This is a genomic window from Scandinavium sp. UTDF21-P1B, from assembly GCF_040750395.1.
In the GTDB taxonomy this organism is placed as follows: domain Bacteria; phylum Pseudomonadota; class Gammaproteobacteria; order Enterobacterales; family Enterobacteriaceae; genus Scandinavium.
Genome location: NZ_JBFLVD010000006.1, coordinates 180,706 through 201,031, shown reverse-complemented (window position 1 = coordinate 201,031; position 20,326 = coordinate 180,706). Strand labels below are relative to the sequence as shown.

The following is a 20,326-nucleotide window of genomic DNA, read 5'->3' as shown; positions in this document are numbered from 1 at the left end:
TCCAGCTGAGCTACGGATGCAAAATGGCGGTGAGGCGGGGATTCGAACCCCGGATGCAGCTTTTGACCGCATACTCCCTTAGCAGGGGAGCGCCTTCAGCCTCTCGGCCACCTCACCACACGCCTCTTTCGAGTGCTTCGAGTTACTCGTAAGAGCTTCTCGTCGCTGCGTGGCGCACATATTACTTTCTGGGACTTATAAGTCAAACAATTTTTCCAGACCTTTTATCGTTTGCACACTTCACGTCCAATTAGCCTGCAAAAACGGCAAAAAGAGCGATTAATCAACACAAAGCACCACGGAAAAACCTGTACTAAGCCGCTTGCAGAAACGCCAGGCGGATTGAAAGCATGATGAATTCAGGACAAAGAAAACAAATGGGGAACAGGAGAGAGGAAAAGAGGTGAAACCGGAATGTTGCGTCTCACCGGGAAGTGAGACGCGGAAATATTAGTAACTGGACTGCTGGGATTTTTCAGCCTGGATACGCTGGTAGATCTCTTCACGATGGACAGAAACCTCTTTAGGGGCGTTTACGCCGATGCGTACCTGGTTGCCCTTCACCCCTAAAACTGTCACGGTGACCTCATCGCCAATCATGAGGGTCTCACCAACTCGACGAGTCAGAATCAGCATTCTTTGCTCCTTGAAAGATTAAAAGAGTCGGGTCTCTTGTATCCCGGCATTATCCATCATATAACGCCAAAAAGTAAGCGATGACAAATACGTAAACGTATAAGCAGTCACGGCATTACATTCTGTTAAACGTAAGTTTAGCCGATTTACACAATTTCAACCTGACTTTATCGTTGTCAGTCTAGCTATTGCAAGGCGCCTCAACCCGGGGGTTTTGGCGCCTATTTCGTTTATGTTGTTACAGTTTTGCGCTGACCCAGCCTTTCACGCTGGCCAGTGCGGCCGGGAGAGCCGCTGCATCCGTACCACCGGCTTGCGCCATATCAGGACGACCGCCCCCTTTACCACCCACCTGCTGGGCGACCATACCAATCAGCTCCCCTGCTTTCACGCGATCGGTCACATCCTTAGAGACCCCCGCAATCAGAGAAACCTTATCGTCTGCGACCGTCGCCAGAACCACAATCGTGGAGCCCAGCTGGTTTTTCAGATCGTCGACCATAGTACGGAGCATCTTCGGCTCAACGCCAGCAAGTTCGCTTACCAGCAGCTTAACGCCATTGATCTCTTCCGCTTTGCTGGAGAGGTTTGCGCTCTCCTGCGCGGCAGCCTGCTCTTTCAGCTGCTGCAGCTCTTTTTCCAGCTGACGGGTACGCTCCAGGACAGAACGTACTTTCTCCGTCACGTTGTGGCTGTCGCCTTTGAGCAGCTGCGCCACGTCGCTTAACACGTCGCTCTGGTTGTGCAGGCTTGCGATTGCACCTTCACCGGTCACTGCTTCAATACGGCGTACGCCAGCGGCGGTACCGGATTCAGAAGTGATACGGAACAGGCCGATATCGCCAGTGCGGGAAGCATGCGTACCACCACACAGTTCGGTGGAGAAGTCCCCCATGCTCAGCACGCGGACACGTTCGTCATATTTTTCACCGAACAGCGCCATCGCACCTTTCGCTTTCGCGTCTTCCAGTTCCATGACATGCGTTTCAATCGGCAGGTTGCGGCGAATCTGGGCGTTGACCAGATCTTCCACTGCGCGGATCTCTTCCGGCTTCATGGCCTCAAAGTGTGAAAAGTCAAAGCGCAGCGCTTTGTCATTTACCAGAGAGCCTTTCTGCGCAACGTGGGTGCCGAGCACCTGACGCAGCGCCGCGTGCATCAGGTGCGTCGCGGAGTGGTTCAACAGAATACGAGCGCGACGAGCCTGATCGACATCCGCCTGAACCGCATCGCCCACTTTCAGAGAACCGCTGTTCAGCGTCCCCAGATGACCAATTGCCTGGCCGTATTTCTGCGTGTCGTTAACGGAGAAGGTAAAACCTGCGCCTTTCAGTTCGCCTTTATCGCCTACCTGACCGCCGGACTCTGCGTAGAACGGAGTCTGATCCAGCACAACCACGGCGTTCTGGCCTGCGGCAATGCTGTCGACAGCTTTGCCGTCCACAAACAGCGCGGTCACTTTGCCGTTCAGTTCCAGATGGTCATAGCCTTTAAATTCAGATGCGCTGTCCACGCGGATCATAGCGTTGTAGTCGGCACCAAAGCCGCTGGATTCACGCGCGCGACGGCGCTGCTCTTCCATCGCAGCTTCAAAGCCGGCTTCATCGACCTTGATGTTGCGCTCGCGGCAAACGTCGGCCGTCAGGTCAACCGGGAAGCCGTAGGTGTCGTACAGACGGAAAGCGGTTTCGCCGTCCAGCGTATCGCCTTTCAGTTTCGCCAGTTCGTCGTCCAGCAGCGCCAGACCACGCTCAAGCGTGCGGGCAAACTGCTCTTCTTCGGTTTTCAGAACCTGCTCAACCTGCGCCTGCTGGCGTTTCAGCTCTTCACCTGCGGACCCCATGACGTCAATCAATGGGCCAACCAGTTTCCAGAAGAAGCTCTCTTTCGCGCCGAGCATGTTGCCATGGCGGATTGCGCGACGAATGATACGACGCAGCACGTAGCCACGGTTTTCGTTCGACGGGATCACGCCATCCGCAATCAGGAACGCGCAGGAGCGAATGTGGTCGGCGATAACGCGCAGGGATTTATTGCTGAGATCGGTTGCACCGGTCTCTTTCGCCACGGCCTGAATCAGGGTGCGGAAAAGATCGATGTCATAGTTGGAATTCACATGTTGCAGCACCGCCGCGATACGCTCGAGGCCCATGCCGGTGTCTACTGACGGTTTCGGCAGCGGTTCCATCGTGCCATCGGCCTGGCGGTTGAACTGCATGAAAACGATGTTCCAGATCTCGATGTAGCGATCGCCGTCTTCTTCCGGGCTACCAGGAGGGCCGCCCCAAATGTGGTCGCCATGGTCAAAGAAGATTTCGGTGCACGGACCGCAAGGACCGGTATCGCCCATCTGCCAGAAGTTATCTGACGCGTACGGCGCACCTTTGTTATCGCCGATGCGAATGATGCGCTCACGCGGAACGCCCACTTCGTTGGCCCAGATCTCAAAGGCTTCATCATCGGTTTCGTACACGGTGACCCACAGACGCTCTTTTGGCAGCGCAAACCAGTTCTCACCGGTCAGCAACTCCCAGGCGTACTGGATAGCATCGTGCTTGAAGTAGTCGCCGAAGCTAAAGTTGCCCAGCATTTCGAAGAAAGTATGGTGACGCGCGGTATAACCGACGTTTTCCAGATCGTTGTGTTTACCACCCGCACGCACGCAGCGCTGCGAGGTGGTCGCGCGGGAGTAATTACGCTTGTCGAGACCAAGGAACACATCCTTGAACTGGTTCATCCCGGCGTTGGTAAACAGCAGAGTCGGGTCGTTGTTTGGCACCAGGGAGCTGCTGGCAACTACCTGATGTCCCTTGCTATGGAAAAAGTCGAGAAACGCCTGACGGATCTCAGCGGTGCTCTTGCTCATAATTATCCTGGAATCACGCTAACGGATTGTTACAGGCGGCAGCTGAACAGTTTTTACACAGTCAGGCAACCCTTACGGAAAAAAGTGGGAATAAGATAAGTTTTCCTGCAACGGAAGTAAAATACCGAGTGACTCAGTCGTTAATATTTCGCCAGATTTGCTGGATATCTTCCATCAGATAGCCGCGATTGATCAGAAATCTCTGTACTTTCACCTTTTCGGCAAAAACCGTGGGGAGCGGCTCTCCGAATTTTCTTTCGGCCTGGTCGCGGGCCAGCGTCATCCAGTCGATTTCACAGTCGTACATCGCCTGTTCGATATCGCTGCGATCAATGCCTTTTTGATTTAGCTCCTGGCGGATGCGTGCCGGGCCATAGCCCTTGCGGCTGCGGCTGGCGATAAACTGACGAGTGAAGCGCGCATCGTCCAGATAGTGACTTTCCAGACACCAGGCAACTACCTTTTCAACCTCTTCCTCAGGCGCATCTATCGGTTCCGGGCCGTTTTTGGTTAAGACGGGCGCAACCAGCTTACGACGCAGCTCTTTTTCACTGTGATCGCGCATCGCCAGTATGCGAATCGCCCGATCCAGAAGGCGGGCATAGGCCGAACGACGGGGTGAATTTTCAGTCATGGCAAGCCTTTTCCCTCTGTATCAAAGTCAACGGCCAAAAAAGCAAAAGGGCCGCATAAGCAGCCCTTTTTACCTCAGCGAAGATTAAAAATCTTCGTTGGTTTCTTCAACGCTGTTGTCGTCAACGGCGAAGGCAGGTTTGTCGTCCTGATTGTTCAGCAGCAGTTCGCGAACTTTCTTCTCAATCTCTTTCGCCGCAGCCGGGTTTTCTTTCAGCCAGGAGATAGCATTCGCTTTACCCTGACCAATTTTGTCACCGTTGTAGCTGTACCAGGCACCGGCTTTCTCGATCAGTTTCTCTTTCACGCCGAGGTCAACCAGCTCACCGTAGAAGTTGATGCCTTCACCGTAGAGGATCTGGAATTCAGCCTGCTTGAACGGTGCAGCAATTTTGTTTTTCACCACCTTCACGCGGGTTTCGCTACCCACTACGTTGTCGCCCTCTTTCACCGCGCCGATACGACGGATGTCGAGACGTACGGAGGCGTAGAACTTCAGCGCGTTACCGCCGGTGGTGGTTTCCGGGTTACCGAACATCACGCCAATTTTCATACGGATCTGGTTGATGAAGATCAGCAGGGTATTGGACTGCTTCAGGTTACCTGCGAGCTTACGCATCGCCTGGCTCATCATACGTGCCGCGAGGCCCATGTGAGAGTCACCGATTTCGCCTTCGATTTCCGCTTTTGGCGTCAGCGCCGCTACGGAGTCAACGATGATGACGTCTACCGCACCGGAGCGCGCCAGCGCATCACAGATTTCCAGCGCCTGCTCACCGGTATCCGGCTGAGAGCAGAGCAGGTTGTCGATATCCACGCCCAGCTTACGAGCATAAACCGGGTCCAGCGCGTGCTCGGCGTCGATGAACGCACAGGTTTTCCCTTCGCGCTGCGCCGCTGCCACAACCTGCAGGGTCAGCGTGGTTTTACCGGAGGATTCCGGCCCGTAAATTTCAACGATACGACCCATCGGCAGGCCGCCAGCCCCCAGAGCGATATCCAGAGAAAGCGAACCGGTGGAGATGGTTTCCACATCCATGGAACGGTCTTCACCCAGGCGCATGATGGAGCCTTTACCGAATTGCTTTTCGATCTGGCCCAGTGCTGCCGCCAACGCTTTCTGTTTGTTTTCGTCGATAGCCATTATTACTCCTGTCCGGGTGTTACCGCGTAAATTCTGTTTTGTTGACGCAATTATACTGTATGGTCATACAGTATCAAGTGTTTTGTAGAAATTGTTGCCACAGCAGCTGCAGGGCATAGGCGGTGGCCTGTCGACGCACGGCTTCGCGGTCACCTTTGAAGCATTCTCTGCGGGTAAAGCCCTGCCCGTTTGCGCTGGCGAGGCCAAACCAGACGGTTCCCACCGGCTTCTCTTCGCTGCCGCCATCCGGCCCGGCGATACCGCTGACGGAAAGCGCATAGGTGGCACGCGCCGCGCGAAGTGCACCAATCGCCATTTCTACCACGACAGGTTCGCTGACCGCACCGTGGTTTAGCAGCGTGTCTTCACCCACGCCAATCATCTGTGATTTGGCTTCGTTGCTGTAGGTCACAAACCCGCGTTCAAACCAGGCGGAACTGCCGGAAATGTCCGTCAATACCTTGGCTATCCAGCCGCCGGTGCAGGACTCCGCCGTAGTGACGGTCGCGCCCTGCGCCTTTAGCGCCAGCCCAACCTGTTCGCTGAGTGCCATCAATTCACTGTCGATCATCATCATTTCTCGCAGCCTGAAAAAGATGCTGAACAAGATACCATTTTCTGCTTCAGGAGGGAGACGGCGTGGACATTTTACGAGGGCGCTTCAGAAAAAACGTACAGCGCCCCGATAAATCGGGGCGAGACTCAGAATTACTTCATGCTATTGGCGAGGGACTCTACGTTGTGCCGCAGCATTTTGACATAGCTGTCCGCCACGCCTCCGGGTTTCGACAGCGCCTCAGGGTAAAGTTCGCCCCCCGGCTGTGCTCCCGTTGCCGTCGCAATCTGCTTCACAAGGCGCGGGTCGAGCTGATTTTCCATGAACCAGGTATGCACGCCGTCTGCTTTAATTTGCTGAATCAGCGCGCCCACCTGCGCCGCGCTGGCCTCGCTTTCCGACGAAAGCCCCTGCGGCGCAAGGAACGTGACGCCATAGGCGCGGCCGAAATAGCCGAACGCATCATGGCTGGTCAGCACTTTGCGTTTCGCCTGCGGGATAGCCGTGAAGCGAGCTTTTGCCCAGGCGTCGATTTGCATAAGCTCGGCGATGTATTTCTGTCCGCTGGCATTCAGCGCCGCTTCGTCCTGCGGATCGGCTTTCACCAGCCCGGCAAGAATATTTTTCGCATATAACGCGCCATTGGCAGCGCTGTTCCACGCGTGCGGATCGGTCACGGTTTTACCGTCTTCATCAAGGGTGTGCGTCTTCACGCCTTTCGACGCGACGACCAGCTCGCCTTTAAAGCCCGAGGCTTTGATCAGCCTGTCCAGCCAGCCTTCCAGCCCAAGGCCGTTCACCACTACCACGTCAGCTTTACTCAGCAAAACGCTGTCCTGCGGTGACGGTTCGAAGGTATGCGGATCGCCGTCCGGCCCCACCAGCGTGTCCACATGCACATGTTCCCCACCAACCTGCTGCACCATATCCCCAAGCACCGAAAAGCTGCTTACTACGTTCAGCGTTTTCGCCATTACGCCCTGCGACAGTACACCAAGCGTCAGTGCCAGAATCAAACCCGTTCTTTTCATCGTTTCCCCTTGCGTTAAAAAAGCGCCCGCAGGCTGAAGGCCAGCCGGCTGCGCGTGCCAAAAAACACCGAAATGAAAAACAGAATGCTGGCGGTCAGCACGATTGACGGCCCGGCGGGCAAATTGGCTGACCAGGAAAGACTCAGGCCGAGCCAGGCGCAAAACGCGCCGCTCACCGCCGCAAAGAGCAAAATTCCCGGAAGCGTCCTCGCCCAGCAGCGGGCGGCAATCGCGGGCAGCATCATCACGCCCACCGCCATCAGCGTGCCCAGCACCTGAAAACCGGCCACCAGGTTAATCACCAGCAGCGCCAGAAAAAGGCCATGCAGCAGCGAAGGCAGGCGGCGGGAGTTAACCTCCAGCCAGGCGCTGTCGAACGCCTCACTCACCAGCCCACGGTAAAGCAGCGCCAGAACGATCAGCGTCAGGCTGGCAACGCCCGCCACGAACAGCGCCGCGTTGTTGTCCACCGCCAGAATTGAGCCGAACAAAAGATGCAGCAGATCGACGCTCGACCCGCGCAGCGAAACCAGCGTCACGCCCAGCGCCAGAGAGCCCAGGTAGAACCCGGCGAAGCTGGCATCTTCCTTCAGCGGCGTGCGTCGGCTGACCCAGCCGGCAATCAGCGCCACCGCAATCCCGGCGATAAAGCCGCCAACGGTCATCGCCAGCAGCGACATCCCGTTCAGCAAATAGCCCACCGCCACGCCGGGCAAAATAGCGTGCGAGAGCGCATCTCCCATCAGGCTCATCCGCCGCAGCAGCAGAAACACGCCGAGCAAAGTTGTGCTCACCGACAGTGCCAGACAGACCACCAGAGCCCGCCGCATAAAGCCAAATTCAATGAAAGGCTGGAAGAAAAGGTGCCAGATCATGCGCGCCTCGCAGCGTCAAAGGCAGCAAGAACAGGAGGTGTTTCACCCCAGCGTGCATGTTCCGATTCCAGCCAGAGCGTCTCCGGGAAATGGCAGGCGACCCGCTGGTTATCGTGCAGCACCGCCAGCACGGTTTGCCCGCCGCGATGCATGTCCAGAATCAGCTCCATCAGCATCTGGCTGGTGGCTTCATCAATGCCGGTGAAGGGCTCATCCAGCATCACCAGCGGCGCCTGCTGCACCAGCACCCGGGCAAACAGCATTCGCTGAAACTGGCCGCCGGACAGCGCTTCAATGGGAGATGAGCCGAGCGTTTCCAGGCCAACGCGTTCCAGAGCGATAGCGATGTTTCTGCGCGCCTGCACATTCAGCCCACGCAACAGCGACACGCGCGGCCATGCGCCCTGGCTCACCACATCGTAAACGTTAAGCGGAAACTGCGACTCCAGCATGTGACGCTGAGCCAGCCAGCCGATGACCGGCCTGCCCTCGCGCCATCGCAGTTGCCCGCTGACGGGAGGAATAAAACCCGCCAGCGTTTTCAGCAGCGTCGATTTACCGCAGCCGTTCACGCCGACAATCGCCGTCAGCGATCCTTTGGCTAAAACGCCGCACAGCGCAGGCGTGATTGCCCGCCGCTCGTAACCCGCTACGAGATGATCAAGTTCAATCATGGCAGCGCCACCGCCCAGCCAATAGCCAACCAAAGAAACGCCAGCAGAAGAATCGCTACGCCCAGCCGCAGCAGGCTGGAAGCGTTAAACAGGGAAAAGGGGATCATCTCAAACCTCAAAAATGTTATAACATAACAATATTGAAATCAGAGAGAGATGTAAATCGGTGACGCAGGCTGAGGCTGTATCGAAATGTTTCAGATTCCCCTCCGGACGGAGGGGAAAGAGGATTACTGCTGAGTGCGCGCCAGCGCCACGGCCTGGCCGAGCTGCCAGACGGCCATCGCGTAATGCGTGCTGTGGTTATAGCGAGTGATGGTGTAGAAGTTCGGCAGGCCGTACCAGTACTGATAACCGGTACCGATATCCAGCCGCAGCAGGCTGGCCTGCTGATGATCGCCAAGCGGTTCCAGAGGAGACAACCCGACGGCAGCTAGCTGCGACACGCTGTAATTTGTTTTGAAGCCGTTCTCCAGGCCCGGCGCCTGGCCAGAAGCCATGACCGCCACCCGATCGCCCTTCACCCAGCCGTGCTGTTTGAAGTAGTTGGCGACGCTGCCAATCGCATCTTCCGGGTCCCACAGGTTGATGTGCCCGTCGCCGTTGAAGTCCACGGCGAACTGCTTATAGGACGACGGCATAAACTGACCGTAGCCCATCGCGCCCGCAAAGGAGCCTTTCAGATCCAGCGGATCGTCCTGTTCGTTACGGGCCATCAGCAGGAAGGTTTCCAGCTCGCCGGAGAAATACTTCGCCCGGCGTGGGTAGTTGAAGGAGAGCGTCGCCAGCGCATCAAGGATTCGGGTTTTGCCCATCACGCGGCCCCAGCGGGTTTCTACGCCAATAATGCCGACGATAATCTCCGGTGGCACGCCGTATACCTGCCAGGCACGGTTGAGCGCATCCTGATACTGATTCCAGAACGCCACGCCGTTCTGCACGTTATCCGGCGTAATAAACTGCTTTCTATAGCGCAGCCATGCGCCGTTTGGCCCGGTTGGCACCTGCGCGGTGGGCGCCTGTCGGTCCATCAGGTTCAGCACGTAATCGAGACGCTTCGCCTGGGAAAGAATTTCATGCAGCTGCTGACGGTTGAAACCGTGCTTGCTGACCATCGCATCGACAAACTGCTCTGCCGCCGCGTTGTTAGCAAAATCGCCGCCCAACATGGTGACGTTATGCTGTGGCTCCAGCAGAAAACCGCCGGAAGACGGGGCGGAGGGGGTCGGCGCTTCCGCGGTTTTCGGTTTGCTGCTACAGGCGGCAACCAGCACGCAGAGCGGGAGTATTGTCAGATAACGACGCTTCAACATGTGACATCCATTTAGCTATTCGGCAAGAATCAGCATGGTAAACATCCCGCCGACGATAAGAAAGCGCCAGCGGGCGGCGGAGGCAAATATTTCGTTTAAAGTGACTTTTTAAGGCCCAGCCTCTTAGCCAGCCGGTGCAAATTCGCCACGTCCAGAGAGAGCGCACGGGCGGTTGCAGCCCAGTTGTTTTGCTGGCTTTCAAGCGCCTGAGTAATCGCTTCGCGTTGAAATGCTTCGGTTGCTTCCCGCAGGTTCACCGTCGTTGCGAGGGCCTCGCTGGCCTGAACCACAGGCGCAGGCTCTCCCTCGAAGGCGAAATGCTGCGGAGTCAGCGTCACTTCATCGCCGCTGCTCGTCGCACGCGCCAGTACGACTGCACGATGAATGGCATGTTCCAGCTCGCGGACGTTGCCCGGCCAGTGCCAGGCCGCCAGCTTCGCCCGTGCGGCCGAACTGAGCACAACGCTGCCAAGCCCCATCCGCGCCCGGCACTGTTCGCAGAAATAACCCGCCAGCAAAATGACGTCGTCCCCGCGCTCGCGCAACGGCGGCACGGCAACAGGAAACACGCTCAGGCGATGGAACAAGTCCGCCCGGAAACGCCCGGCGAGCACCTCTTCACGCAGATCCCGATTGGTTGCCGCCAGCACGCGTACGTTTACCCGCAGGCTACGGTCATCCCCTACTCGCTGAATGTCGCCGTACTGCAGCACGCGCAGCAGCTTGGCCTGCAACGCCAGAGAGAGCTCGCCGATCTCGTCGAGGAACAGCGTGCCGTTATCCGCAATTTCAAATTTGCCGCTGCGGTGGCTGATGGCCCCGGTAAAAGCGCCCTTCACGTGCCCGAAGAGCTCGCTTTCCGCCACGCTTTCCGGCAGTGCCGCGCAGTTAAGGTAAACCAGCGGATTGACGGCTCGCGGCGACTGCTGATGAATAGCCTTCGCCACCAGCTCTTTGCCGGTGCCGGTTTCGCCACCAATCAGCACGTTGAGATCCGACGCTGCCACAATTTCAATCTCTTTTTTCAGCTGCAGCATCGGTGCCGACAGGCCAATCATCTCCTGAACGCCGGAAACCGGCTCAACGCCCGCCTGGCTCACCATGACGTTCTGGCTTTCGAGCCTCGCAATCAGCAGCGCGTTATTCAGCGCCCCGGACACCAGCGCGGCAATCAGCCGCAGCTCTTCGTCGCTGTAGCTGTCGAACTGGTGCGCGTCCATGCCGTCCAGCGTCAGCGCGCCAATCAGGTTCTGCCCGGCGAACAGCGGCAGCCCAAGGCAGGCGTGAACCTTGAGGCTCTCCTGGCCGGGGATCAGGCCGTCATAGGGATCGGGCAGCGTGCTGTCTGCCGGGAAACGAACAATATCCCCGGCGCGGGCGATGGCCTCCAGGCGCGGATGCCCTGCCAGCGAAAAACGCCGCCCGAGCACGTCCTGCGCCAGCCCGTCTATCGCCAGCGGAATAAACTGATGCGCCTCATAGCGCAGCAGCGCCGAAGCATCGCAGCCTAAAAGCTGTCGCAATGTGGTGATCAGACGGGAAAAGCGATCCGGATGACCGATATCGCTTTGCAGCTCGATGGCGATATTCGCCAGCGCTTCAGTGGAAAAACTCATGCCTGCCTCAGTGTCATTATGACTATGACCATTGTCTTTTTGACTTTCATGATGATAGTCATAACGACAAACAACAACAACGCTTAATTTTATAAAATCAATATTATCAATAAGATAAAAACTGGCACGCAATTTGTAATAGCTCAATCACTTTTTTGAACCAAAAGACTGATTGAGGACACTATGGCTATTCACGTTAAAAACAATATTCACTGGGTTGGACAGCGCGACTGGGAAGTGCGTGATTTTCATGGCACCGAATACAAAACCCTGCGCGGCAGCAGCTACAACAGCTACCTGATTCGTGAAGAGAAAAACGTGCTGATCGATACCGTCGATCACAAGTTCAGCCGTGAATTCGTGCAGAACCTGCGTACGGAGATCGATCTTGCCGACATCGACTGCATCATCATCAACCACGCCGAAGAAGACCACGCCGGTGCGCTGACCGAGCTGATGTCCTGCATTCCGGACACGCCAATTTACTGCACCGCCAACGCCATTGACTCCATCAACGGCCATCACCACCACCCGGAATGGAATTTCAACGTGGTGAAAACGGGCGATACGATTGATATCGGTCACGGCAAACAGCTTATCTTCGTCGAAACCCCGATGCTGCACTGGCCGGACAGCATGATGACCTACATGACCGGCGACGCGGTGCTGTTCAGCAACGACGCCTTCGGCCAGCACTACTGCGACGAACGCCTGTTCAACGACGAAGTGGATCAGACTGAACTCTTCGAACAGTGCCAGCGCTACTACGCCAACATCCTGACCCCGTTCAGCCGCCTGGTCACGCCGAAAATTACCGAGATCCTTGGCTTCAACTTACCGGTCGATATGATTGCGACCTCCCACGGCGTGGTCTGGCGCGATAACCCGACGCAAATCGTCGAGCTGTACCTGAAATGGGCGGCGGATTATCAGGAAGACCGCATCACGATTTTCTACGACACCATGTCCAACAACACCCGCATGATGGCCGACGCCATTGCCCAGGGCATTAACGAAGTTGACCCGCGCGTGGCGGTGAAGATCTTTAACGTCTCCAAAAGCGATAAAAACGACGTGCTGACCAACGTCTTCCGCTCCAAGGGCGTGCTGGCGGGCACCTCAACCATGAACAACGTGATGATGCCGAAAATTGCGGGGCTGGTTGAAGAGATGACCGGCCTGCGTTTTCGCAACAAGCGCGCCAGCGCCTTCGGCTCCCACGGCTGGAGCGGCGGTGCGGTGGACAGGCTTTCCACCCGCCTGCAGGATGCCGGCTTTGAGATGTCCCTGAGCCTGAAAGCCAAATGGCGTCCGGATCTCGACGCGCTGGAAGTGTGCCGTGAACATGGGCGTGAAATCGCTCGTCAATGGGCTCTTGCGCCGCTGCCGGTCGCTGAAGCCACAGCGACACAGGAACAGCAGGACTGCGCCTGCGCTGCCGCTGCGGCCGCTGACCTTGGCCCATCAATGCAGTGCAGCGTCTGCCAGTGGGTTTACGATCCGGCCAAAGGCGAACCGAACCAGGACGTCGCCCCTGGCACCCCATGGAGCGACGTGCCGGACAGCTTCCTGTGCCCGGAATGCTCGCTCGGTAAAGAGGTCTTTGACGTACTGGCCACGGAGGCAAAATGAACCACGGCATCGTTATCGTTGGCTCGGGCTTCGCCGCCCGCCAGCTGGTAAAAAACATCCGCAAACAGAACGTACAGGTGCCGCTGACGCTGATTGCCGCCGACAGCATGGATGAGTACAACAAACCGGATCTCAGCCATGTGATAAGCCGCGGCCAGCAGGCTGCGGACCTGACGCTGCAAACGGCGGGTGACTTCGCGGAGCAGTATAATTTGCGTCTTTTCCCGCACACGCGGGTAACGGACATCGACGCGAAAAGTAAGCAGGTTTACTGCGACGGGCACAGCATCTGTTACGACAAACTGGTGCTGGCGACGGGCGCTCAGCCTTTTGTTCCGCCGGTTCCCGGCAAGGAGCTGATGGTCACGCTCAACAGCCAGCAGGAGTATGGCGCAGCCCAGGCGGAGCTGCATGACGCAAAACGGGTGCTTATCGTGGGTGCAGGGCTGATTGGCAGCGAGCTGGCAATGGACTGCAATCGTGCCGGGAAAACGGTCAGCGTGGTGGACAACTCCGCAAGCATTCTCTCCGCGCTGATGCCACCGGAAGTCAGCAGTCGTCTTCAGCACCGGCTGACGGAGATGGGCGTGCATCTGCTGCTCAAAAGCCAGCTTCAGGGGCTGGAAAAAACGCAGAGCGGGATCCGCGTGCAGCTCGACAGAAACCGAACTATTGAGGTGGATGCCGTTATCGCCGCAGCCGGACTGCGCCCGGAGATCGCCCTTGCCCAAAGAGCAGGCGTCGCAGTTAATCGCGGCATCGTTGTAGACGGCACGCTGCAGACCAGCGATTCCGCCATTTACGCCCTTGGCGACTGCGCGGAGATCCACGGCAGCGTTTTGCCATTCCTGCAGCCGATTCTGCTGAGCGCATTAACGCTGGCAAAAAATCTGCTCGGGGAGAGCGGAAACCTGAAGCTCCCGCCCATGCTGGTGAAGGTGAAAACACCGGATCTGCCGCTGCATCTGGCAGGGAACACCCGTGGAGCAGATTTGCGCTGGCGCATCGAAACCACCGTCGAAGGCATGATTGCTCAGGGCGTGGACAGCGATGACAGGCTGCGGGCATTCGTGGTCAGTGAGGAAAACATGAAGCTGGCATTTGGGTTACTGAAGCAGCTCTCTGCCTGAAAGATGCCGGGTGGCGCTACGCTTACCCGGCATTCAAATCATGCGGTCTGATGCCCTCTCCCCCTGCCCCTCTCCCACAGGGCGAGGGGTGCAAACATTAAAAAATCCTCTAAAACGAGGATTTTTGCTGTTCACCTTGCCACCGGGCTACATCACACGGCCAAAAATCTTACACGCTAATCGCGTCGTAGCCCCGCCAGCGGTATACCGCCAGTGAAATGATCCAGCAGGCGATAAACAGCCCGATGACGATAAACCCGGCGTTGCCGAGATTGTCGTTCAGCGCTTCCACCACGTTCCACACTCCGCCGCTGAAGCCAAACTTATCCATCAACAAACCCAGCGCCTCAAGCCCGCCGATGAACAGTGCCACCACCACCGAGGTGCCGGTAATGGTCATGTTGTAGTAGAGCTTGCGCTGCGGCTTGTTGAACGCCCAGCCGTATGCCCCAACCATCAGCACGTTATCCAGCGTATCCACCAGCGCCATGCCGCTTGCAAACAGCGCCGGGAAGATCATGATGCTCCAGATAGACATCCCGCTTGAGGCACCCGCCGCCGTGATCCCCAACACGCCAACCTCCGTAGCCGTGTCAAAGCCGAGGCCGAACAGGAAACCCACCAGATACATGTGCCAGCTTTTACCGACCAGGCGGAAAGTCTTACCAAACAGCCAGCCCATCATGCCGCCGCTGGCCACCGGATCGCTGTTGAAGGGTTTCCCCTGACGGAACGCGCGGAAGCTGCGCCAGACGCCACGCAGAATGACCAGGTTGACGAAAGCCATCGCCAGCAGGAACAGCGCGGACACCGCAGTGCCAATCAGGCTGCCCGTTTCATGGAACCAGCCCATCTGCTGCTGGAAGGCGGTCGCCGTCGCGGCAATCGCCGCCGACGCCAGCACCACAATGGATGAATGCCCGAGCGAGAACCACGCTCCGACGCCAAACGGGCGTTTGCCCTGCTGCATCATTTTACGCGTCACGCAGTCAATGGCCGCGATGTGGTCAGCATCCACCGCATGACGCAGGCCGTAGCCCCAGGCCAGCAGGCTTGCGGCCATCAGGGCTCCGCTGTGACCGAACACGTCCCAGGCCCAGGCCCACGCCACCAGATTGGCAACGATTAATCCGAAAACCAGCAGCGCAGCGCGTGGCTGCTGACGTAAAAGCGTAATCAGCTTCATCCTTCTCTCTTCTCCTCGAGGCGGGCGGCGGCAACGACTGCCTGCCCGTATGAAATTCCACCGTCGCCTGCCGGCAAACGCTGTGGAAATAAAAGTGTAAAACCAGACAGATAAAACGCCAGCCGCTCGCGCAGCAGCCGGTTATGCAGCACGCCACCACCGAAAACCAGCGTGGTGATACCGAAGCGTTCCGCGTGAAAGCTCATCATCTGCGCCAGCCCACGGGCCAGCGCGTCGTGAAATGCCCAGGCTTTTTCGGCATCAGCGGCGGACCAGCTCAGCCACTGCTGCCAGAAAATACGCAAATTCAGCGTGTTATTTTCAAAGGGCAGCGTCAGCGGATGCTGCGTGCTGTCGCTTGTCCTCGCCAGCGCTTCCAGCAGGCAAGCGGCCTGCCCTTCGTAACTCAGCATCTCCGGCGCACAATCCAGCGCGCTCGCCACGGCATCAAACAAGCGTCCGCAGGATGACGCCCGCGGTGAGTTAATTCCTCGATCAACCGCACGAGCCAACGCCTGCACCGGTTTTCCCTCAAATGCGGGAAGCAAAGCCCAGCCCGGCACAAACGCCAGAGACTGCGCCAGCCAGTTGCGCCATGGCTGGCGGGCGGCTAAATCTCCGCCGGGCAGCGCCACCGCCGGCAGGCCGCCGAGGTGCTCGCACTCGCGATAGTTCACCCGCAGGCATTCTCCGCCCCACAGTTCGCCGTTTTCTCCCATGCCGATGCCGTCGAGCGTTAACGCAATCACGTCACCGGCCTCAAGCGGCCAGCCGTGTTCCGCCATGCAGGCCGCCGCATGGGCATGGTGATGCAACACTTCCTCACAGGGGATAGCCAGCGCTTTGCCCCACTGCACGGAGCGGTAGCCAGAGTGCGCATCCACCACCACGCGCTCAGGCGTAAACGCATAAATCGACTGCATCAGCGCAAGCGCGTTGCGCCACTGCTCTTCAACGCCCTCCCCGGACAGATCGCCAAGGTGCTGGCTCAGCACCGCTTCCTGTCCACGCACTAGGCAGAAGGTGTTCTTTAAATCCGCACCGCAGCAGAGCATGGGGGGGACATCGGCAAAACCGGGCGGCAGCGGCAACGCATCAGGCACAAAGCCCCTGGCCCGCCGCAGCATTTCGCCGCTTTGTCGCACCACCGAATCATCCATGCGCTGGACAATATCCCGGTTGTGAAGCAAAAAACCGTCGGCGATAGTTGCCAGATCCGCCAGCGCCTGGGCATTGGTTATCGCCGGAGGCTTACCGTTAAGGTTGCCGGAGGTCATCACCAGCGGGCGATTCAGCGCCTGCATCAGCAAATGCTGAATGGGATTAGAGGGCAGCATCACGCCAACTTCATCCAGCCCTGGCGCAATGCCATCGCACAATCCACCTACGGTATTTTTCGCCACCAGCACAATCGGAGACGCCGGAGTGTTAAGCAATTTTTGTGCCCGATCCGGCAGCGTATTTGCCTGCGTGACCATCACCGCCAGCGGCTTCGCCGGTCGACGCTTGCGTTCGCGCAGTCGCACAACGGCGGCCGTATTGCCCGCATCGCAGGCAAGGTGGAATCCACCGAGTCCTTTCATCGCCACAATACCGCCCGAGGCCAGCAGGCCGATCGCTGCCGTCAGGGCATCCTCACCCGAGGCTGTTTGCGTGCCCGACTGCCAGCTCAGCTGTGGGCCGCACTCCTCGCAGGCTACAGGCTGCGCGTGAAAACGGCGGTCGCGCGGATCCCGGTATTCCTGTTCACAGACGGGACACAAGGGAAACGCCGCCATCACGGTGAAAGGACGGTCATAAGGCATGGCACGAATTATCGTAAAGCGCGGACCGCAGTGGGTGCAGTTGATAAACGGATAACGATAGCGACGGTTGCCCGGGTCGTTCAGCTCTGCGCGACAGGCCGGACAGGTCGCGGCATCGGGCGTAATCTGCGTGCTCATGCGCCCGGCTCCGCTGTTATGAATAGTGAAATCCTTCGGTAAATCAGCCCATTGATACGGGCTGACTTCCACGGCATCGATTCGCGCCAGCGTGGGGCAATGCGCCAGCAGTTCTGCACCAAAACCGTCATCTGCACCCGCGAGGTGCACCAGCACCCCTTCAGCATCATTGCTGACGTTGCCTGACCGTTGCAGCCGCTGCGCCATTTGCCAGACGAAAGGGCGGAAACCCACTCCCTGAACTTTGCCACGTACGCGAATGGCGATGCCGTTCTCTTTCATCAGACGTTTGCGGCCTCCCGCAGCCGGGTTTTCATCTCCTGGTAGGTCGTCAGCGCCCAGTTCTCCGCCCAGCGCTGGTCAGCAATCTGGCTTACGCGCACCGCGCAGTACTTGGTTTCCGGCGTTTTGGAGATGGGATCGAGGTTATCCTGAGTGAGTTCATTGCAGGCGCCAATCCACCACTGATAGGTCATATAGACGCTGCCGGCGTTGGTGCGGCTGCTGACGTTCGCCCGGCTGATCACCTTGCCGCGGCGGGACTCCACCCACACCAGTTCGCGATCCTTCACGCCAAGCCGCTGCGCATCTTCCGGGTTCATCTGCACAAAACCGGGTTCATCGGCGAGCGACTGCAATGCCGCGCAGTTGCCGGTCATCGAGCGGCAGGAGTAATGTCCGACCTCGCGCACGGTGCAGAGCACCAGCGGGAAATCCGCATCCGGCGTTTCGGCAGGCGCACGCCATTGCGCAGCAAACAGATGGCCTTTTCCGTCCGGCGTGTCGAACTGGCTGTCCTGATACAGGTAAGGCGTGCCGGGATGATCGAGCGTCGGGCATGGCCACTGCACGTGCCCCATATCGCCCATTTTTTCGTACGTCACACCGTAGAACAGCGGGCACAGCTCGCGCATTTCATCCCAGATTTGCTGATTGCTGGTGTAGTGCATCGGGTAGCCCATCTCCCGGGCAATCAGGCTGATGATTTCCCAGTCGCGCTTAACGTTGTAAGTGGGGTCTATCGCCTTCTCAAAGCGCTGGAATCCACGATCGGCGCAGGTAAAGACGCCGCCGTGTTCGCCCCAGGAGGTTGCGGGCAGAAGAACGTCGGCCTGCTCGGCGGTTTTGGTCATGAAGATGTCCTGCACGACGACAAAATCCAGCGCCTCAAACCCTTTGCGCACCAGCCCAAGATCGGCTTCGGTCTGCAATGGATCTTCGCCCATGATGTAATAGGCTTTCACCTTGCCTTCCAGCGCCAGATGCGGCACTTCGGTGATGCGCACGCCGATTTTGTCATCCATCAGCGCGCTGTCGATGCCCCAGGCTTTGGCAAATTTGGCCCTCACCTGCGCGTCGGTGACGTCCTGATAGCCCGGGAACTGGTTAGGCAGCACGCCCATATCGCAGGCACCCTGTACGTTGTTCTGCCCACGAACCGGGCCTACGCCGACGTTTTTGCGCCCCAGGTTGCCGGTCAGCAAAGCCAGGCCAGCCAGCCCTTTCACCACGTCCACCGCCTGACCAAACTGGGTGACGCCCATTCCCCACATGATGGTAGCGGTGGGCGCAGCAGCATAAATGCGCATGGCCTCACGCACCTGCCGGGCAGGCACGCCGGTGAGTTCCTCCACAGCTTCCGGTGCGTAGCCCTTCACCACTTCACGATAAGCTTCAAGCCCGGTGGTATGCCGCGCCACCCAGGCTTTGTCGTACAGCTCTTCTTCCAGCAGAACATAGGCAAAGGCGTTCACCAGCGCCATATTGCAGCCGTTGTTCATCTGCAAATGACGATCGGCGATGCGCGCCGTTTCGATTTTGCGCGGATCGCAGACGATGATTTTTGCGCCTTTCTCTTTGGCTTTGATCACCCGCCGGGCCACGATCGGGTGCGAATCGGCACAGTTGTAGCCAAAGATCAGCAGGCAGGCCGAGTCTTCAATCTCACCGATGGAGTTACTCATTGCCCCGTTGCCGAGGGTTTCCTGCAACCCGGCGACGGACGGCCCATGGCAAACGCGGGCGCAGCAGTCAACGTTGTTGGTATGCAGCACGCCGCGGGCAAATTTTTGCATCACGTAGTTTGTTTCATTACCCGTGCCACGCGAAGACCCTGTGGTCATGATCGCGCGCGGTCCGTGCTTCGCTTTAATCTCACTCAGTTTTTTGGCCGTATAGCGAATTGCCTCTTCCCAACTGACCGGGGTCAGTTTCCCCCCTTTTTCGTAGCGGATCATCGGCTGGGTCAGGCGGGGCGTCAGCAGGCGGGTATCGTTGAGAAAATCCCAGCCGTAGTAGCCTTTCAGGCACAGCTCATTCTGATTGGTGACGCCATCAGCGGCTTCCGCGCGCAGGATTTTATTGTTATCAACAACCAGCTTCAGCTTGCAGCCTGCGCCGCAGTAAGGACAAACACTCGTGATTTTTTTCATCAGTAACAGACCTGTTAAAAGTGAAAGGGTTAAGATTAAAACGACACGGAAAATGCGCTGTCGAGCGCAGCCCGGCGGCGTTTTTCAACATTCAGTTGCTCAAGCGCTTCCCGGTCAATACAGACCAGCGCGGCGGTAGGACAGGACGCCACGCAGGCTGGCCCATCGGTGCGGGTGTGGCAAAGGTCACACTTGTTTGCTTCGGCCTTTTCCATTTTCACCTGCATTCCAAAACCGCTGGTGCGTACAACAGGACGAACCACCACCTCCATTGCGCCATAAGGGCAGGCCACCACGCAGGTTTTGCAGCCAATGCAGCGCTCCTGCATCACATGCACAAAGCCGTTTTCACGGGCAATTGCTCCGTTGGGGCAGACGCTGGCGCAGGGGGCATCCTCACACTGGCGACAGGCGGTGGCGGTAGAAATATTCACGCCTTTGACGACGTGGATGCGGGGTAAAAAAGTTTGGGGCGTCAGCGCCGCACAGTCCTGTTCGGGCTGATGCGCCACGGCGCAGGCCACTTCACAGGTACGACAGCCAATACATTTGCTCGCTTCCGCGATGATGAAACGGTTCATGCACTCCTCCGGCATTGGGCAACAGGGCCGAAGGTATGCATTTTCCGCGCCATTATTTAAATGGCTATTTATCAGTTG

The 20,326-nt window shown here is 57.9% G+C and carries 16 protein-coding genes and 1 tRNA gene; 2 read left to right on the top strand and 15 right to left on the bottom strand.

Annotated elements, in window-relative coordinates; all coding sequences use genetic code 11:
- Positions 1 to 24: 24 nt before the first annotated feature.
- The 11 genes from AB1287_RS03740 to norR form a co-directional block, all read right to left on the bottom strand.
- A tRNA-Ser gene (locus tag AB1287_RS03740) sits at positions 25 to 117 on the bottom strand.
- 333 nt (positions 118 to 450) lie between these two features.
- Entirely contained in the window at positions 451 to 636 is a 186-nt protein-coding gene (gene csrA, locus AB1287_RS03735; protein ID WP_000906486.1) for a carbon storage regulator CsrA, read from the bottom strand.
- A gap of 238 nt (positions 637 to 874) precedes the next feature.
- The gene (alaS, locus tag AB1287_RS03730) at positions 875 to 3,502 is read right to left on the bottom strand and encodes an alanine--tRNA ligase (protein WP_435616978.1); all 2,628 of its coding nucleotides are present in this window, start codon (positions 3,500 to 3,502) and stop codon (positions 875 to 877) included.
- 133 nt (positions 3,503 to 3,635) lie between these two features.
- A complete protein-coding gene (recX, locus tag AB1287_RS03725; protein ID WP_312628647.1) occupies positions 3,636 to 4,136 on the bottom strand; it encodes a recombination regulator RecX in 501 nt (166 codons plus the stop codon).
- An 84-nt stretch (positions 4,137 to 4,220) separates the two neighbouring features.
- Positions 4,221 to 5,279, bottom strand: coding sequence for a recombinase RecA (gene recA / locus AB1287_RS03720; RefSeq protein WP_312628648.1), 1,059 nt, complete (start codon positions 5,277 to 5,279; stop codon positions 4,221 to 4,223).
- A gap of 73 nt (positions 5,280 to 5,352) precedes the next feature.
- Positions 5,353 to 5,850: a nicotinamide-nucleotide amidase gene (gene pncC / locus AB1287_RS03715; RefSeq protein WP_435616983.1), complete on the bottom strand. Its 498-nt coding sequence runs from the start codon at positions 5,848 to 5,850 to the stop codon at positions 5,353 to 5,355.
- Between the two features lie 137 nt (positions 5,851 to 5,987).
- Entirely contained in the window at positions 5,988 to 6,866 is an 879-nt protein-coding gene (locus tag AB1287_RS03710; RefSeq protein WP_435616977.1) for a metal ABC transporter substrate-binding protein, read from the bottom strand.
- Between the two features lie 14 nt (positions 6,867 to 6,880).
- Positions 6,881 to 7,741 carry a metal ABC transporter permease gene (locus AB1287_RS03705; RefSeq protein ID WP_312628650.1) on the bottom strand — a complete coding sequence of 287 codons (861 nt, stop codon included), beginning with the start codon at positions 7,739 to 7,741 and terminating at the stop codon, positions 6,881 to 6,883.
- On the bottom strand, positions 7,738 to 8,415 hold the full coding sequence (locus tag AB1287_RS03700) for a metal ABC transporter ATP-binding protein (RefSeq protein ID WP_435616976.1): 678 nt from the start codon (positions 8,413 to 8,415) through the stop codon (positions 7,738 to 7,740). The genes AB1287_RS03705 and AB1287_RS03700 overlap by 4 nt, the downstream gene beginning before the upstream one ends.
- Positions 8,416 to 8,645: 230 nt before the next feature.
- The gene (mltB, locus tag AB1287_RS03695) at positions 8,646 to 9,728 is read right to left on the bottom strand and encodes a lytic murein transglycosylase B (protein WP_435616975.1); all 1,083 of its coding nucleotides are present in this window, start codon (positions 9,726 to 9,728) and stop codon (positions 8,646 to 8,648) included.
- 95 nt (positions 9,729 to 9,823) lie between these two features.
- On the bottom strand, positions 9,824 to 11,344 hold the full coding sequence (gene norR / locus AB1287_RS03690) for a nitric oxide reductase transcriptional regulator NorR (protein WP_435616974.1): 1,521 nt from the start codon (positions 11,342 to 11,344) through the stop codon (positions 9,824 to 9,826).
- A 183-nt stretch (positions 11,345 to 11,527) separates the two neighbouring features.
- On the opposite strand from norR, the gene norV reads away from it, so the two are divergent.
- Together norV and norW are read left to right on the top strand one after the other, a co-directional pair.
- On the top strand, positions 11,528 to 12,976 hold the full coding sequence (gene norV / locus AB1287_RS03685; RefSeq protein WP_435616973.1) for an anaerobic nitric oxide reductase flavorubredoxin: 1,449 nt from the start codon (positions 11,528 to 11,530) through the stop codon (positions 12,974 to 12,976).
- On the top strand, positions 12,973 to 14,106 hold the full coding sequence (gene norW / locus AB1287_RS03680) for an NADH:flavorubredoxin reductase NorW (protein ID WP_435616972.1): 1,134 nt from the start codon (positions 12,973 to 12,975) through the stop codon (positions 14,104 to 14,106). The genes norV and norW overlap by 4 nt, the downstream gene beginning before the upstream one ends.
- A gap of 169 nt (positions 14,107 to 14,275) precedes the next feature.
- On the opposite strand, the gene AB1287_RS03675 is transcribed toward norW, so the two are convergent.
- From AB1287_RS03675 to hydN, 4 genes are read right to left on the bottom strand one after another with little or no spacing between them, the layout of a single operon-like run.
- Positions 14,276 to 15,292 (bottom strand): HoxN/HupN/NixA family nickel/cobalt transporter, encoded by a 1,017-nt coding sequence (locus AB1287_RS03675; RefSeq protein ID WP_435616971.1) that lies wholly within the window; start codon positions 15,290 to 15,292, stop codon positions 14,276 to 14,278.
- The gene (hypF, locus tag AB1287_RS03670) at positions 15,289 to 17,517 is read right to left on the bottom strand and encodes a carbamoyltransferase HypF (protein ID WP_435616970.1); all 2,229 of its coding nucleotides are present in this window, start codon (positions 17,515 to 17,517) and stop codon (positions 15,289 to 15,291) included. Before hypF ends, AB1287_RS03675 begins: the two co-directional genes overlap by 4 nt.
- Entirely contained in the window at positions 17,517 to 19,667 is a 2,151-nt protein-coding gene (gene fdhF, locus AB1287_RS03665; RefSeq protein WP_435616969.1) for a formate dehydrogenase subunit alpha, read from the bottom strand. Before fdhF ends, hypF begins: the two co-directional genes overlap by 1 nt.
- A gap of 35 nt (positions 19,668 to 19,702) precedes the next feature.
- On the bottom strand, positions 19,703 to 20,248 hold the full coding sequence (gene hydN, locus AB1287_RS03660) for an electron transport protein HydN (RefSeq protein ID WP_312628661.1): 546 nt from the start codon (positions 20,246 to 20,248) through the stop codon (positions 19,703 to 19,705).
- Positions 20,249 to 20,326: the final 78 nt, after the last annotated feature.

Excerpts from the sequence above, each read along its gene's own strand:
- csrA (WP_000906486.1), bottom strand. The coding sequence starts at position 636 with ATGCTGATTCTGACTCGTCGAGTTGGTGAGACCCTCATGATTGGCGAT.
- alaS (WP_435616978.1), bottom strand. The coding sequence starts at position 3,502 with ATGAGCAAGAGCACCGCTGAGATCCGTCAGGCGTTTCTCGACTTTTTC.
- recX (WP_312628647.1), bottom strand. The coding sequence starts at position 4,136 with ATGACTGAAAATTCACCCCGTCGTTCGGCCTATGCCCGCCTTCTGGAT.
- recA (WP_312628648.1), bottom strand. The coding sequence starts at position 5,279 with ATGGCTATCGACGAAAACAAACAGAAAGCGTTGGCGGCAGCACTGGGC.
- pncC (WP_435616983.1), bottom strand. The coding sequence starts at position 5,850 with ATGATCGACAGTGAATTGATGGCACTCAGCGAACAGGTTGGGCTGGCG.
- AB1287_RS03710 (WP_435616977.1), bottom strand. The coding sequence starts at position 6,866 with ATGAAAAGAACGGGTTTGATTCTGGCACTGACGCTTGGTGTACTGTCG.
- AB1287_RS03705 (WP_312628650.1), bottom strand. The coding sequence starts at position 7,741 with ATGATCTGGCACCTTTTCTTCCAGCCTTTCATTGAATTTGGCTTTATG.
- AB1287_RS03700 (WP_435616976.1), bottom strand. The coding sequence starts at position 8,415 with ATGATTGAACTTGATCATCTCGTAGCGGGTTACGAGCGGCGGGCAATC.
- mltB (WP_435616975.1), bottom strand. The coding sequence starts at position 9,728 with ATGTTGAAGCGTCGTTATCTGACAATACTCCCGCTCTGCGTGCTGGTT.
- norR (WP_435616974.1), bottom strand. The coding sequence starts at position 11,344 with ATGAGTTTTTCCACTGAAGCGCTGGCGAATATCGCCATCGAGCTGCAA.
- norV (WP_435616973.1), top strand. The coding sequence starts at position 11,528 with ATGGCTATTCACGTTAAAAACAATATTCACTGGGTTGGACAGCGCGAC.
- norW (WP_435616972.1), top strand. The coding sequence starts at position 12,973 with ATGAACCACGGCATCGTTATCGTTGGCTCGGGCTTCGCCGCCCGCCAG.
- AB1287_RS03675 (WP_435616971.1), bottom strand. The coding sequence starts at position 15,292 with ATGAAGCTGATTACGCTTTTACGTCAGCAGCCACGCGCTGCGCTGCTG.
- hypF (WP_435616970.1), bottom strand. The coding sequence starts at position 17,517 with ATGAAAGAGAACGGCATCGCCATTCGCGTACGTGGCAAAGTTCAGGGA.
- fdhF (WP_435616969.1), bottom strand. The coding sequence starts at position 19,667 with ATGAAAAAAATCACGAGTGTTTGTCCTTACTGCGGCGCAGGCTGCAAG.
- hydN (WP_312628661.1), bottom strand. The coding sequence starts at position 20,248 with ATGAACCGTTTCATCATCGCGGAAGCGAGCAAATGTATTGGCTGTCGT.